General features: G+C 67.1%; 10 protein-coding genes. 6 read left to right on the top strand and 4 right to left on the bottom strand.

From position 1 onward, the window contains the following. Window positions 1-82: 82 nt before the first annotated feature. Window positions 83-685, bottom strand: coding sequence for a hypothetical protein (locus DTX69_RS21240; RefSeq protein ID WP_119303564.1), 603 nt, complete (start codon window positions 683-685; stop codon window positions 83-85). Window positions 686-783: 98 nt separating this feature from the next. After that, entirely contained in the window at window positions 784-939 is a 156-nt protein-coding gene (locus tag DTX69_RS30290; RefSeq protein ID WP_162917420.1) for a hypothetical protein, read from the bottom strand. 201 nt (window positions 940-1140) lie between these two features. Here DTX69_RS30290 and DTX69_RS21235 point away from each other — a divergent pair, with 201 nt between their 5' ends. Continuing rightward, window positions 1141-3525 (top strand): sensor histidine kinase, encoded by a 2385-nt coding sequence (locus tag DTX69_RS21235; RefSeq protein ID WP_162917419.1) that lies wholly within the window; start codon window positions 1141-1143, stop codon window positions 3523-3525. 162 nt (window positions 3526-3687) lie between these two features. Here DTX69_RS21235 and DTX69_RS21230 read toward each other — a convergent pair whose 3' ends face one another. Both DTX69_RS21230 and DTX69_RS21225 read right to left on the bottom strand, forming a co-directional pair. Beyond that, window positions 3688-4197 carry a DUF1993 domain-containing protein gene (locus tag DTX69_RS21230; RefSeq protein ID WP_119303561.1) on the bottom strand — a complete coding sequence of 170 codons (510 nt, stop codon included), beginning with the start codon at window positions 4195-4197 and terminating at the stop codon, window positions 3688-3690. Window positions 4198-4449: 252 nt separating this feature from the next. After that, window positions 4450-5469 carry an NAD(P)/FAD-dependent oxidoreductase gene (locus DTX69_RS21225; RefSeq protein WP_119303559.1) on the bottom strand — a complete coding sequence of 340 codons (1020 nt, stop codon included), beginning with the start codon at window positions 5467-5469 and terminating at the stop codon, window positions 4450-4452. A 238-nt stretch (window positions 5470-5707) separates the two neighbouring features. Here DTX69_RS21225 and tsaE point away from each other — a divergent pair, with 238 nt between their 5' ends. Genes tsaE through addA form a run of 5 tightly spaced genes read left to right on the top strand, consistent with a single transcriptional unit; the run spans window position 5708 to window position 14543 of the window. After that, window positions 5708-6193: a tRNA (adenosine(37)-N6)-threonylcarbamoyltransferase complex ATPase subunit type 1 TsaE gene (gene tsaE / locus DTX69_RS21220; RefSeq protein WP_119303608.1), complete on the top strand. Its 486-nt coding sequence runs from the start codon at window positions 5708-5710 to the stop codon at window positions 6191-6193. A 2-nt stretch (window positions 6194-6195) separates the two neighbouring features. Next, entirely contained in the window at window positions 6196-7215 is a 1020-nt protein-coding gene (locus tag DTX69_RS21215; protein ID WP_284735965.1) for an aminoglycoside phosphotransferase family protein, read from the top strand. Window positions 7216-7237: 22 nt separating this feature from the next. Further along, complete coding sequence (locus DTX69_RS21210) at window positions 7238-7978, top strand: nucleotidyltransferase family protein (protein WP_284735964.1); 741 nt, start codon at window positions 7238-7240, stop codon at window positions 7976-7978. A 14-nt stretch (window positions 7979-7992) separates the two neighbouring features. Next, on the top strand, window positions 7993-11097 hold the full coding sequence (gene addB / locus DTX69_RS21205; RefSeq protein WP_119303557.1) for a double-strand break repair protein AddB: 3105 nt from the start codon (window positions 7993-7995) through the stop codon (window positions 11095-11097). After that, window positions 11094-14543, top strand: coding sequence for a double-strand break repair helicase AddA (gene addA / locus DTX69_RS21200; RefSeq protein WP_119303556.1), 3450 nt, complete (start codon window positions 11094-11096; stop codon window positions 14541-14543). Before addB ends, addA begins: the two co-directional genes overlap by 4 nt. Window positions 14544-14640 lie beyond the last annotated feature (97 nt).

Raw genomic sequence — 14640 nt, 5'->3', positions numbered from 1 at the left:
GGTTCCTCAGGATCGCGCCGTTTTGCCTTTCAGTGCGCGGTCTGCACATGCGATTGCCCTGCTCAAATGAGAGAGAGGGCTTTCAGCGGCGCAGCCTCCAGTCGGCGATCAGGCCGTCGCCTTCGACTTCGGCGCCCATCTCGCGCAGCCAGCCGGCGAGGACGCGGTTCGAGTTGTGCGCTCGCGTGTAGGGCACGGGGTGCGGAAAGAAGTCGAGATCGAATGCCTGGTTCGTGACCATGCGGTCGCGGCCGGCCTCGGCGATGCCGTCGAGCCTGTCAACGACGCGCTGCGCCGCAGCGGCATCGACATCGAGCAGCACCATATCCTCGATCCCCACGTGGACCTGCTCGCGCAGCGTCTCCGCCGTGAGCGGTCCGGGCAGTACGCGCCGGCCGAGCGCGCCCGGCGTCTCCCGGAACAGCGCCGCATAGCCCTCGGCCGCGCCGGTCGTGCCTTCCGCATACCAGCGCCAATCCCCATAGGCGTAGCGCACCATGCGGCCGTCGGGGAGGCCAATGACGAGGCTGGAATGGCGTCCGTGGTCGAGCACCGCGACCGGCGCCTGCGCCTCCGCGGGCACAAGCGGCGGCGGCGCCACGACATAGGTGGCGGCGCAGGCGGCGACGATGCCCGAAGCCGCCAACGCTACGACCTGCGCTACGACCTGCCGAAGACGCGCCATGCGGCCCACGCCAGCGGCCGCGCGGTCATCCCTTGCCGGCGCGCGCTGCCTTCGAGGCTTCGAAATCACGCTTCGTCTCCTCGCTCGAAGCGCATGGCTTAGGCGATGCAGACCATGCGCGGCTGGCCGGCGCGAGTCGGCCAAACGCCATAGAGACACATCGAGCGCAGGCCGCGGCGGTCGGGCATGTCGATCAAGGTCAACGTGCCGACGCGGGCCAGCGCCTCGCGAAGCTCCGGTGTCAGGACGCTCATCGATCTCTCCCACCCATTTCTCGTCCGCACTCTATTCCCCTCTCCGCACCGCTGCACAAGGGGGAGGAGAGTTGGGTTGTCGCGACCGGCCTCAGCGACTACAGTCGCGCCATGTTTCGGGGGGATGGACTAGCAGGCCTGAGGGCCCACAGGCGGCGTGCCAATTCGATTGCAATGGGCCTTGCGTTGGGGGCGGCCCATATGTCGGCCGCGCCGGCGTGGGCACAAACACAGCCGGATGTTGTGATTCAGGAATTTACCGGGTCGAACATCCCTGGCATCAACTTCGTCTGGGCGGCCGTCCTCATCGGCATCGCCGTCATCGTCCTGGTGGCCCAGCAGATCACCCATCGCCTGGCGCTGCGGCGCGAGGCGGATGCGCGGGCCGAGCTTTCGCGCCAGCTGATCGAGGCGCGGGAGCGCCTGGCGACCAGCCCCTTCGCCCTGATCGAGTGGACCGGCGCCGGCGCGATCGAGCTAGAGTCGCGCGCGGCGGAGCTCCTCAGCCTCAACCGGCCGCAGACAACCCTGGCGGAATTGCGCGGGCTGCTGCGGAGCGACGGGCCGCACGCGGAGGAGGCCTGGACCGCCCTCACCTCCGGAAAGGGCGCAACGCAGACCATCATGCGCCACGTCCACACCAACAGATGGCTGCGGCTGCAGCGGCTGGACCAGGGAGGGCCCCGGCGCCTCTGGATCGACGACGTGACCGAGACCATGGGCCAGGTCGAAGAGTCGAAGGCCGCCGTGCGCGGCTTCATGGAACTGCTCGACCGGCTGCCCATGCCGATCTGGTGCCGCGACGAAACCCTTGCCATCACCTACGGCAACCAGGCGTTCCATCGCCTGCTCGACCTGCCGCCGGGCGAGGCGCCGCGGGCCGGCCGCGACATCAACAGCGCCGCGCGCGCCCTCGCCGCCCGCGCGCAGAAGCTGGGCATGGTGCAATCCGAAAGCCAGCAGCAGGTGGTGGGCGGCACGCGGCGGCTGTTCGATTTCAACGAAGCGCCGCTGCCCACCGGCGCGCTGATCGGCTATGCACTGGACCAGACCGCGCTCGAAGAGACGCACGCGGAGCTCGCGCGGCACATCGCCGCGCACGACGATGTGCTGCAGAGCCTGGGCACCGGCATCGTGATCTTCGGGCCGGACAAGCGCGTCAAGTTCTTCAACGCCGCCTATCGCGACCTGTTCGAGCTGGATGCGCAGTTCCTGCAATCCGAGCCGACCATCGACGAAGTGCTCGACGCGCTGCGCGAGCGCCGGCAGATCACCGAGCAGGCGGACTTCCGCAACTACAAGCAGGAGTTCGCGCGCCACATCATGTCCATCATCAGCCCGTTCGAGGAGCTGATGCACACGCCGCGCGGCCGCACCTTCCGCATGGTCGCGACCCCGCACCCGATGGGCGGCGTCACGCTCACGTATGAGGACGTAACTGACCGCCTGGCCCTCGAAGCCAGCTACAACACGCTCACCGAGGTGCAGCGCGAGACCATCGACCATCTCTATGAAGGCATCGCGGTCTATGGCAGCGACGGCAGGCTGAAGCTGCACAATCCCGCCTTCACGCGCATGTGGTCGCTGACCGAGGACGAGCTGGAAAACCAGCCGCACGTGTCGAAGGTGGTCGACATGGTCGCCGGCTTCTTCACCGGGCGCAAGGACTGGCCGGCGCTGCGCGAGCGGATCGTGAGCGAGGTGGCAGAGCGCGAGCTGCGCAACGTCAGGATCGAGCGTAGCGACCGCAAGGTGATCGACGTGGCGGCGATCCCGCTGCCCGATGGCGGGCGGCTCTACAAATACACGGACGTCACCGACAGCATCAACATGGAGCGCGCGCTGCGCGAGCGGAACGAGGCGCTGATGGCGGCGGACAGGCTGAAATCGGAGTTCATCGCGAATGTCAGCTACGAGTTCCGCACGCCGCTCAACGCCATCATCGGCTATGCTGAGTTGCTGTCGCGGCAATATTTCGGCGCGCTCAACGAGAAGCAGCAGGAATACAGCCATGGTATATTGGATGCCGCGCAGGCGCTGCTGCTGCTGATCTCCGACGTGATCGACGTAGCGGCGATCGAGGCCGGCTATATCAAGCTGGATCTGAAGCCGATCGACGTGCAGGACATGCTGGAGGCAAGCGAGCGGCTATTCCAGCAGCGCGCGCGCATGCGCTCGGTCACGCTCAGCCTCGACACCTCCGACGACCTCGGGGAGATCATGGGCGACCAGCAGCGCCTGAAGCAGGCCTTGTCCAACCTGCTGTCGAACGCGCTCTCCGCCGCACCCTATGGCGGCACCGTCACCTTGCGCGCCAAGCGCCAGCCGCTGCAGCTCGCCCTCGCGGTCGAGGTCAGCAGCGGCACCGCTGACGGCGGCGCGATCGAAAGCAGCGCGCTGCCGGCGGAAATCGGCGGCTCGGCCGGCTCCGGCCGCGATGTCACCAGCGGTCTCGGCATCGCTCTGGTCCGCACGCTGGTGGAGCTGCATGGCGGCCGCGTCGAGACAGAGATCGGGCTGGGGTACCGCCGCGTCGTGTGCACGCTGCCGCTGGATCCGTCAGGGCGCGCGGCGGCGGCGAGTTGAGCTAAGCCTGTCCGCGCACGCTCTCTCCACGTCAGGCCGGGCGTAAGACCCGGCTGTCCAAATTCGTTGCGGAGCGCACCACTTGCAGATTTGGATCACCGGATCTCCACGCTGCGCGTCGGGCCGGTGATGACGGAAAAAGCAACGGAACTGTAGAAGGCGCTAAGGCAGCTTCCCCAGATAATCGGCCTTCCCCACCTCGACGCCGTTGTGGCGGAGGATGTCGTAGGCGGTGACGGCGTGGAAGAAGAAGTTGGGCAGCGCGAGCTTCAAGAGATAGTCCTGGCCGCGATAGCGCACATCCTCCCCGCGCTGCTTGAGGGTCACCACACGGTCTTCGCTGCCGTCGATCTGCGACGCGGTGAGCCCCGTCACGAACGCGATGGTCTTGGCGACGCGCTCCTGCAATTCAGGGAACGTGGTCTCCGTGTCGGGATAGCTCGGCACCTCGACGCCGGCCAGGCGGGCAGTGCAGCCTTTCGCGGCGTCCGAGGCGATCTGCACCTGGCGCGACAGCGGGAACATGTCGGGCGCGAGGCGCGCATTGATGAAGACAGCGGGATCGATCTTCTTCGCTTCAGCGTGCGTGGCGGCCTTGGCGAGGATATTGCCGAGATTCTCCAGGCCGCGCACGAAGACGGGCACGGACGCCTGATACATAGAGAGTGTCATGTGGCCTATCCCAGAACTGAGTGGAGCTGACGCAAGACTAGGGCAGGCACCGGTTATGATTCCACCGCGCTCTCGACGTGGTATTTTCCATGTAACCTGGGCCGAAGGTGCGTCCGTATTTCCTACCCGTCATCACCGGACAAGCCGCGAAGCGGCGCGATCCGGTGATCCAAGTCTCAATGCGCCGCTCTGATGGGAATTTGGATGGCCGGATCTTCGTCCGGCCATGACGGAAAGAAGATCCAGCACACACTACGCCGTGCCGGGCACGCCCTTGGTGGTCGAGTATTCGAAGTGCAGCGCTTCGCCCGGATGGACCAGCGGATAGATGGCGTGCGCCGTCATCGCCGCCTCGGAGAAGCCGCAGAGGATCAGCTTCAGTTTGCCGGGGTAGGTGGCGATGTCGCCGATGGCGAAGATGCCGGGCGCGCTCGAGGCGAGGTTGTGCGGCGAGACCGTGACGTGATTGTGGTCGAGGTTGAGACCCCAGTGGGCGATCGGCCCCAGGTTCATCGCGAGACCGAAGAACGGCAGCAGCACGTCAGCTTCAATGCGGCGCATCTGGCCATCCAGGGTCGCGACATTGACGGCGCTGAGTTGGCCGTTCGAACCCTCTAGCGAATGGAGCTGATAGGGCACGACCAATTCGATCTGGCCCTGCTTCGCCAGCTCCTCCATGCGCGCAACGGATTCCGGCGCGCCGCGGAATTTCGGACGGCGATGGATGACATAGATCCGCTCGGCAATGCCGGCGAGCGCCAAGGTCCAGTCGAGGGCGGAATCGCCGCCGCCCGCGATGACCACGCGCTTGCCGCGCATGTCCTCGCGCCGCTTCACCAGATAGAAGACGCTCTTGCCCTCGAACTCGGCAAGCCGTTCCAGCGGCGGGCGATTGGGGCCGAAAGCGCCGACGCCAGCGGCGATGACGACCGCCTTCGCGTCGATCCTCGTGCCGGTCGAGGTCTCCAGGTGCCAGCGGTCACCGTTCTGGCTGAGCTTATCCACCTGTTGGCCGAGATGGTACACTGGCGCAAAGGGGGCAGCCTGCTGTTCCAGCTTCTGGATGAGGCCGGCTGCGTCGATCGCGGGATAGCCCGGGATGTCGTAGATCGGCTTCTCCGGATAGAGCGCGGCGCATTGGCCGCCGGTCGTCTCCAGCGCGTCGATGACATGGCATTTCATCTTGAGCATGCCGCATTCGAACACGGCGAACAGGCCGACCGGGCCTGCGCCGATGATTGCCACGTCCGTTACATGCGCCGCTTGGGCCATGATTGCTCCATATTCCTATTCGTCTTCAACAGGGCGCTCGCTCAGTCGTCCCGGGCCCGAATCGCGGCGCATCCTGCCGCCCGCCGGATCCCAAGTCCATCTTGCGGGCGACATCGCCAATTCCGTTCCGTACGCCGATCCCGCCTCGATCCCGTTCCGTTCCAGAATAACCCACTAAGCCGCTGGGTGAATTGATCTTATGAAAAGGGATCGTTAAAAGCTTGGCGCCATGATGGCCATGATCAAGAGCGACTCAGCACCTGTCATCGACCTGCCGGACCTGGCCGCCACCAACGCCTTCGGGCGGCGAGTGGCCAAGGTGCTGCAGCGGGGCGATGTAGTGGCGCTGAAGGGCGGATTGGGCGTGGGAAAGACGACATTGGCACGGGCGATCGTGGCGGGCCTCTCGCCGGAATCGGAGGATGTGCCGAGCCCGACCTTCACCCTGGTCCAGACCTATCCCGTCACGCTCGGCAGCGGGCCCGCGGACCTCTGGCACTTCGACCTCTACCGGCTGGACCGGCCGGACCAGGTCTATGAGTTGGGGATCGAAGAGGCGCTGGCCGATGCCGTCTCCCTGATCGAGTGGCCGGAGCTGGCGGCGGGGCTGCTGCCGAAGGAGAACTTGTTGACGATCGAGCTGCAGATCACCCACGGAGAAGCGCGGCGCGCACTGATCGAAGGCGGCGCGTCCTGGCGCAGTCGGTTGGCGGAGCTGCTGTGATCGTGACGCCGATCAACCGGACAGAGCGCGAACAGCACATCGCGGCGTTCCTGAAAGACGCAGGCTGGGGCGCTGCTCAGCGCGGACTGCTGGCGGGCGATGCCTCGTTTCGCCGCTATGACCGGCTCAATCTCAACGGCAAGACGGCGGTGCTGATGGATGCGCCGCCACCAATGGAGAACGTCGGGCCTTTCATCAATGTCGCGCGGCTGCTGGGCGGGCTTGGCTTCAGCACACCGCGCATCTTGGCGCAGGATCACGCGCGGGGCCTGCTGCTGCTCGAGGACCTGGGCGACGATACCTACACCATGCTGCTGCGGCAGGGGCGCGACGAACGACCGCTCTATGAGCTCGCCACCGACGCGCTGATCGAAGTGCGTCGCCGCGTGCCGCAGGGCGCCCTCAAGACGCTGCCTGTTTTCGATGAAGCGCGGTGCCTGCGCGAGGTCTCGCTGCTGCTGGATTGGTACTGGCCGGCGATCAAGGGCGCGCCGGCGCCGGACGCGGTGCGCGCGGAATTCGAAGCGGCGTGGCGCGCCGTGCTGCCTGGCATGTGGAAGGCGGGCCGGACCATCACCCTGTTCGATTTTCATGTCGACAACCTGCTGGTGCTGCCCGATCGCAGTGGCTTCCAGGCCTGCGGCCTGCTCGACTTCCAGGATGCGGTGGCCGGACCGGTGCCGTTCGATCTTGCCTCGCTGCTGGAGGATGTGCGGCGCCAGGTGCCGCAGGATCTGGCCAGCGCCATGATCGACCGTTATCTCACGGGCAATCCAGACCTGAACGCGGCCGCGTTCCGGTCGGCTTATGCACTGTCCGCTGCGCAACGCAACACGCGCATCGCCGGCACCTTCACACGGTTGCTGAAGCGCGACAACAAACCGAACTACCAGCGTTTCATGCCGCGGGTGTGGGAACTGCTACAGCACGATATCGCCCATCCGGCGCTGGCGCCGGTGAAGGCCTGGTTCGACAAGCACCTGGCGCCGGCGGAGCGGCGGCCCGTGCTCGATGTTCAATAGCTCGTATTCAGGACCTGTGCCCGTGAACAAAAAGACCGGAATCAAGATGCCTAAGAGCGCCATGGTGCTGGCTGCCGGATTCGGCAAGCGCCTCAGGCCCTATACCGACAAGGTGCCGAAGCCGCTGACCAAGGTGCTGGGCGTACCGATCATCGACGTGGTGCTGGATCGGCTGGCGGCGGCGGGCGTGGAGCGCGCCGTCGTCAACCTGCATCATCTGGGCGACCAGGTCCGCGCGCATCTGAAGGACCGCAAGACGCCGGAGATCGTGTTCTCCGAGGAAAAAGAGATCCTGGAGACCGGCGGCGGCATCGTGAAGGCGCTGCCGCTGCTGGGCGACGAGCCGTTCTTCACCGTCAATGCCAAGGTCATCTGGCTCAACGGCAAGACCGATTGCCTGGAACGCATCGCGCAGGGCTTCGATCCGGAGAAGATGGACGCGCTGCTGCTGCTGCACTCGACGGCGCGCGCGGTCGGCTATGACGGGATGGGCGACTTCCTGATGGACCCGCTCGGTCGCCTGACGCGGCGGCCGGAGCGGCAGGTGGCGCCATTCCTCTATGCCGGCATTCAGCTGTGCCATCCGCGCCTGTTCCGCGACGCACCGAAGGGTGCGTTCTCGGCCAACGTGCTGTGGGACCGCGCGATCGAGGAAGGGCGGCTCTATGGCATTCGCCATGACGGCGAGTGGTACCATGTCTCCACACCCAAGCATCTTGAGGACGTCGAGCGCGACCTGACCTTCCACGGCTGGCGGTTCTGAGACAGACTCAGGGGATGCCGAGTCCCCTGCTCCGCGACACACCTCGGGTTTTTTCGATTCCATCGGGCGTCTCCTTTGCCGAGACGCTGGCGGCGGAATTGTTGCGCCAGGTGGAGGGCGATCCACTGAAGCTCAGCGAAATGACGGTGCTGCTGCCGAACCGGCGCGCGTGCCGCACGCTGCAGGAGGCGTTCCTGCGCCAGGCGGTGCGCCCCGACCAGAGCAGCGCCAGCCTGCTGCCGCGCCTGATGCCGATTGGCGATCTCGACTCGGATGATCTGACGGTGCTGGGTGGTGCTCTGTTCGGCGAGGCGGCGGACATTCCGCCGGCGATCGGCGAATTGAAGCGCCGCATGCTGCTGGCGCGGCTGATCATGGCAGCGCCCGCCCGCGGCGGGCCGCGGGCGGGCACGATCCGGCTGGACCAGGCGACGCAACTGGCGGCGGAGCTTGCGCGGCTGCTCGACCAGGTGGAGACGGAGCGCAAGGATCTCTCCGCGCTGGAAGGGCTGGTGCCGGAGAGCCTGGCAGCGCACTGGCAGCTCACCATCAACTTCCTCGACATCCTGCGCCGGGCCTGGCCCGATATCCTGGCGGAGGAAGGGGCGATCGATCCGGCGGAGCGACGCAATCGCCTGCTCGATCTGCAACGCGCCGTGTGGGAAGCAGCACCGCCGCAGATGCCGATCATCGCGGCGGGCTCCACGGGTTCGATTCCTGCAGCGGCGGACCTCATGCATACGATCGCGCGCCTGCCGCAGGGTGCGGTCTATCTGCCCGGACTTGATCGCGCGCCGAGTGACGAGGATTGGCAGGCGATCGCGGACGATCCCAGCCATCCGCAATATGGCCTGGCGCAGCTGCTGAAGCGGTTCGAGGCTACGCGGGATCAGGTGGCGGATGTTGCAGTCCCAAATCCCCTCTCCCGAAGCGAGCTTCCCTCCCCCGAGGCGGGGGAAGGAGACGAGAGCCGGGCGCGTATTCTTGATGCGCCGCGCCAAGCGCGCGCGGAGATCGTGTCTGCCGCTTTGCTGCCGGCGGAGCGCACGCATGGTTGGAAAGAGCGTGCGGAGACATTGTTGCCGCTGGCCGTTGGCGCCGCCATAGCGGGGGTCTCTCGCATCGACTGCCCGAGCGAGCGCGAGGAAGCGCAGGTCGTCGCCCTTGCCTTGCGCCGATTCATCGCGGAGCACGAGGAAGGCGTCGCAGCCCTGGTGACTCCCGATCGCAGGCTGGCGCGGCGGGTGGCGGCGGAGCTGAAACGCTGGCGCATCGAGATCGACGATTCCGCCGGCCAGCCTCTGTCGCAGACCGCGCCGGGCGCCTATCTGCTCGCGCTGTGCGATGCGGCGGCGAACGAGTGGGCGCCGATCCCCTTGCTGGCGCTGTTGAAGCATCCGCTCGCCGCCGGCGGGCGCAGGCTCGGATCGCTGCGCAAGTCGGCGCGGCGGCTGGATCGCGACCTGCTGCGCGGGCCGCGCCCGGCGCCGGGCTGGCAAGGCCTGCGGCAGGCAATAGAAGCGCGCGATGAGTTCTCCAGCCTGTCCGATCTCGATGCCGAGAAACTGCTCAAGGTGATTGACAGCCTGGAGCGCGCGACAGCAGCGATGGCGGATTGGACAAAGCCGATGCCGCCGGTCGAGCGGTTGCGCGCCGTCGTCGCCTCGGCCGAGGCGCTGGCCGCGACCAGCGAGGAGATCGGCATCCAGCGCCTGTGGCGCGGCGAAGCGGGCGAGGCCTTGTCCGACTTCGTGCACGATGCACTGCAGTCTTTCAGCGGATTGCCGAACGTGCCGGCGGAGGATTTCACCGCGTTGATGCTGGAGCTGCTGTCCGGCATCGCGGTGCGGCCGCGCTTCGGGCGGCACCCGCGGCTCTTCATCTGGGGGCCGCTCGAAGCACGCTTGCAGCAGGCTGATCTTCTTGTCCTGGGCAGCCTGAATGAAGGGACCTGGCCGGCGGAGAGCGCGATCGATCCCTGGCTCAACCGGCCGATGCGCCAGGGCTTCGGCCTGCCGGCGCCGGAGCGCAAGATTGGCCTCAGTGCGCACGATTTCCAGCAGGCGATGGGCGCGCCCAAGGTGCTGCTGACCCGCGCCGAGCGGGTCGATGGCGCGCCGACCGTGCCGTCGCGCTGGCTGCTGCGGCTCAATGCGTTCCTGAGCTGCACGGGTGACGGATTGCCCGCGAACGCGCATGCGCTGGAACGGCGCCTCGCGCACATGATTGATCGACCGGACAAGGTCGAGACCGGCCGGCGACCGATGCCGAAACCTGGCGCCGCGCGGCGGCCGAACAAATTGTCAGTCACCCAAATCGAAGCGTGGCGGCGCAATCCATATGCGATCTATGCGCGCCACATCCTGCGCCTGGAGGCACTCGATCCCTTGGACCAGGATCCAAACGCGGCGGAACTCGGGACCGCGGTGCATGCGGCGCTGCATGAGTTCACGCGCACGTTCCCACACGCGTTGCCGTCGGATGCGCTGGCGCTGCTGCGCGCCGAAGGGGAAGCGGCGTTCCGGCCGTGGCTCGACCGACCGAACGTGTGGGCGTTCTGGCAGCCGCGCTTCCAGCGCATCGCGGCCTGGTGGCTGAAGCAGGAGCGCGAGCGTAGAACGCCACAGCTGACCGCCATCGCCACCGAGCTGAAGGGCACGCTGGAACTGGCAGACGTCGCGCCGTCCTTCACGCTGGCCGCGCGCGCCGATCGCATCGACACGTGGCGGGATGGCGGTCTGACGATCATCGACTACAAGACCGGCACGCTCCCCAAGAAGGAGGACATTGAGCTCGGCTTCGCGCCGCAATTGACCCTGGAGGCGGCGATGGCGCTCGCGGGCGCATTCGAGGGCATTGGCGGCACGCAGATCGCGGAACTGGCGCACTGGAAACTGTCGGGCAGTCGCGATGGCGGAACAGTCGATCGCGTCAAAGGCAACCTTATGGCGCTCGCCGGTGCCGCGATCGCTGGCCTGATCGCATTGGTACGCGACTTCAGCGACGACACCGCGGCCTATGTCGCGACGCCCGATCCGCAATTCGCCCCCAGATACGATGACTACGCGCACCTGGCGCGCAACATCGAGTGGCTGAGCGAGCGGGAGCAGTGGCCATGACCGCCGTCAAGCGCGACATTCTGCGGCAAGCGACCGAGGCGCAACGCCGCGGCTCGGACCCAAGCTACTCCGCATGGGTTTCGGCCTCGGCGGGATCGGGCAAGACCAAGGTTCTGGGTGACCGCGTGGTGCGCCTGCTGCTCAGCAACGTGCCGCCGGCGAAGATCCTGTGCCTGACCTTCACCAAAGCGGCAGCGGCGGAAATGTCCAACCGTATCGCTGAGCGGCTGGCATCCTGGGCGGCCGCCTCCGACGACACGCTGCGCGCGGAGCTGCGCGCGCTGACCGGCGGCAAGGATACCGCCGCCTTGATGCCGGTGGCGCGCCGGCTGTTCGCGCGCGTGCTCGACACGCCGGGCGGCATGAAGATCATGACCATCCATGCGTTCTGCCAGTCGTTGCTGCGGCGCTTCCCCTTGGAAGCGGAGGTGGCGCCGCATTTCACTCTGATCGAGGAACGCGACGCCACGGCCCTGATGGGCGAGGCACGCGACGAGATGCTGAATGCCGCACGCAACGCGGCGGACACGCCGTTGCGCCAGGCGCTCGACATGGTGGTCGCGCGCATGCTGGAAGGCCGGCTCAACGACCTGATGAAGGAGCTGTTCACCCGCCGCGCGCGCTTCGAGCGCCTGATCGACAGCGCGGAGATGCCGGCCATCCGCACGGCGCTGCGGCGGTTGCTGAAGGTGGGCGAGGACGAGACTCGGGAGTCGGTTCTGGCCGAAGCGGTGGCGGATATCGCCTGCAATCCTGCCCTTCTGCGGCGCGCGGCGGACGCGCTGGCGCGAGGCTCGGACAAGGACCAGGAGCGCGCGGAGACATTGCGCAGCTGGCTCAATGCCGATCCCACCGGACGGGCTGAGACGTTCGACGATTATTGCAGCCTCTTCTTCACGCAGGATGGATCGATCCTGAAGAGGCTGGCGACCAAGGGCGCGGTCGCGACCTGGTCCGACCTCGTTGCCTGCCTGACTGCAGAAGCGGATCGCCTCGCCAAGGTCCGGGAGAAACTGCGTGCGGTCGAGGTTGCCGTCGGCACCGAGGCGCTAATCCATGTCAGCGCCGACGTGCTCCGGCGCTATGCGCGGCGCAAGGCGGTGGCGGCGCAGCTCGACTACGAGGATTTGATCCAGAAGGCGGTCGACCTGCTGCAGCGGCCGGGCATCGCGCCGTGGGTGCTCTACAAGCTCGATGGCGGCATCGACCATGTGCTGATCGACGAGGCGCAGGATACCAACCCAGAGCAATGGCGCGTAATCGCGGCGCTGACTGAGGAGTTCTTCGCCGGCCAGGGTGCCTCGGAGAATCCGCGCTCGATCTTCGCGGTCGGCGACCGCAAACAATCGATCTTCTCCTTCCAGGGCGCGGCGCCGGAGGAGTTCCTGCGTTATGAGCAGCACTACGGACAGCGCGTAGACCGCTTCCAATCAGTCCCGCTGCGCACCTCGTTCCGCTCCACCGAAGCGGTGCTGGAGATCGTCGACACCGTGTTCGGCGGCGCAGCGCGCGCAGGCGTGGCGGCGATCGAGGAGGACATCAGCCATCGTGTCAGCCGCATCGGCGAGTTCGGCGAGATCGTGATCTGGCCGATCGCGAAGCCGATCGCGGCCGACAGCCCGGCGCCCTGGTCGCCGCCGACCATCCGCGAGCTGGCGGCGGCACCGGAAGCGCGCCTGGCGGAAAGCATCGCCGCGGAGATCGCGCACCTGCGGGAGAGCGGCAGCACGCACCAGAATGGCGTGGCGCGGCGTGTCACGGCGGGCGACGTCATGATCCTGGTGCGTAACCGCACCAAGTTCATGGACCTGATGGTGCGCGCCCTGAAGCGCCGCGCGATCCCGGTGGTCGGCGTCGACCGCATGACGTTGCTGGACCAGATCGCGGTCATGGACCTGATCGCGTTCTGCCGGTTCCTCTTGTTGCCGGAGGACGACCTCAATCTGGCGGCGTTGCTCAAGTCGCCGCTGGTCGGCGTCACGGAAGAAGAGCTGTTCGAGCTCTGTGTCGATCGCGGTCGGAAGAACCTGTGGATGCGCGTGCAGGAACTGGCCGACGCGATACCGGCCGCGGCACGGGCGCGCGACCTGCTGGAGCCGTTCCTGGATCGCGCGGGGTTCGCGACGCCGTACGAGCAGCTGTCGGAACTGCTGGAAGCGGCGGGCGGACGGCAGCGGCTCTATGCGCGCCTCGGCGATGAATGCGGCGAGGCGATCGACGAGTTCCTCAACCTGGCGCTGGCCTACGAATCGCGCCACGCGCCCAACCTGCAGGACATGCTGGCCTGGATGGAGCAAGGCGAGCTGCAGGTGAAGCGCGACCTCGACGAAGGCGCAGGCCGCGTGCGCATCATGACGGTGCACGGCGCGAAAGGATTGGAAGCGCCGATCGTGTTCCTGGCGGACCAGCGGCGCAGGCCGCAGCCGCTCAGCGGCTTGTTCTGGATCGAGGCCGGCGATGCGCAGATTCCGATATGGTCGCCCAACATGGGCAGCGACGATCCGGTCGCCGCGGCGGCGCGCGCGGAGGCGATGCAGCGCCAGCAGGAGGAGGAGAACCGCCTGCTCTATGTCGCGCTGACACGGGCGGAAGAGCGGCTTTACGTCTGCGGCTGGTGCGGCCTGCAGCCGATCAAGAACGCGAATTGGCACGACCACGTGCGCGAGGCCGCGATGAAGGCGCCGCATGTGCGGGCCGAGGAGCGGCCGGCGTGGCTGAGCGGGCCGGAGGACGGATGGAATGGCGACTTGCTGCGCGTCACCGCGGGCGAGCTGATCGCCGCTGTGGCAGCGCCGGCGCCAACGCAGAGCGAGGTCGCCCTGCCCGCCTGGCTCAATGCGCCGATTCCCGACCTGCCGGATCCGCCGCGGCCCTTGACTCCGTCGCGGCCGAGCGAGCCGGACCCGGCGACCTTGTCGCCGCTGGGCGAGGACCAGGGTTGGCGTTATCAGCGCGGGCGCGTCATCCATCACCTGCTCGAGATGCTGCCGCAATTGCCGAAGGAGGCGCGCCTTGCCGCTGCGCAGGCCTATGTCGCGCGGCGCTCGAGCGCCGTTCCGCCGGCCGAGCGCGAGCCGCTGGCGCGCGACGTGACCGCCTTGCTGGACGTGCCGGAGTTCGCCGCGATCTTCGGCCCCGACAGCCGCGCCGAGGTGCCGGTGGTGGCGACCCGCCGCGCGCCCGACGGCAGGACCGAGGTGCTGAGCGGGCAGATCGACCGGCTGGTAGTACTGGACGACGAGGTCTGGGTGGTCGATTTCAAGAGCAATCGCCCTGCTCCCATGCAGGTCATGCATGTTTCACAGCAGTACATGCGGCAATTGGGCGCCTATCGGTCCGCTCTCTCAAACCTCTATGAAACCAAGAGAATTCGCTGCTTCCTGCTATGGACGGAAGGGCCGCGCCTGATGGAAATCCCAATCGATATGTTAAACGCGCATGGCTGAATGCGTCGCCTTGACGAGGGTGGAGGCGGCTCCCTAGATTCCAGCCCGAGGGTTCGCCCCCTTCACGTTCCGCTTTGTCCCGACGCCAGAGCGGAAT

The organism is Dongia deserti, from assembly GCF_003574735.1.
GTDB classification, from domain to species: domain Bacteria; phylum Pseudomonadota; class Alphaproteobacteria; order Dongiales; family Dongiaceae; genus Dongia_A; species Dongia_A deserti.
The sequence above is the reverse complement of the archived record's forward strand: the minus strand, read 5'-3'. Positions and strand labels throughout refer to the sequence as shown.

Bases quoted from the DNA above. Each gene is read 5' to 3' on its own strand.
- DTX69_RS21240 (WP_119303564.1), bottom strand. From the start codon at position 685: ATGGCGCGTCTTCGGCAGGTCGTAGCGCAGGTCGTAGCGTTGGCGGCT.
- DTX69_RS21230 (WP_119303561.1), bottom strand. From the start codon at position 4,197: ATGACACTCTCTATGTATCAGGCGTCCGTGCCCGTCTTCGTGCGCGGC.
- addA (WP_119303556.1), top strand. From the start codon at position 11,094: ATGACCGCCGTCAAGCGCGACATTCTGCGGCAAGCGACCGAGGCGCAA.
- DTX69_RS21225 (WP_119303559.1), bottom strand. From the start codon at position 5,469: ATGGCCCAAGCGGCGCATGTAACGGACGTGGCAATCATCGGCGCAGGC.
- DTX69_RS30290 (WP_162917420.1), bottom strand. From the start codon at position 939: ATGAGCGTCCTGACACCGGAGCTTCGCGAGGCGCTGGCCCGCGTCGGC.
- DTX69_RS21235 (WP_162917419.1), top strand. From the start codon at position 1,141: ATGTCGGCCGCGCCGGCGTGGGCACAAACACAGCCGGATGTTGTGATT.
- tsaE (WP_119303608.1), top strand. From the start codon at position 5,708: ATGATCAAGAGCGACTCAGCACCTGTCATCGACCTGCCGGACCTGGCC.
- addB (WP_119303557.1), top strand. From the start codon at position 7,993: ATGCCGAGTCCCCTGCTCCGCGACACACCTCGGGTTTTTTCGATTCCA.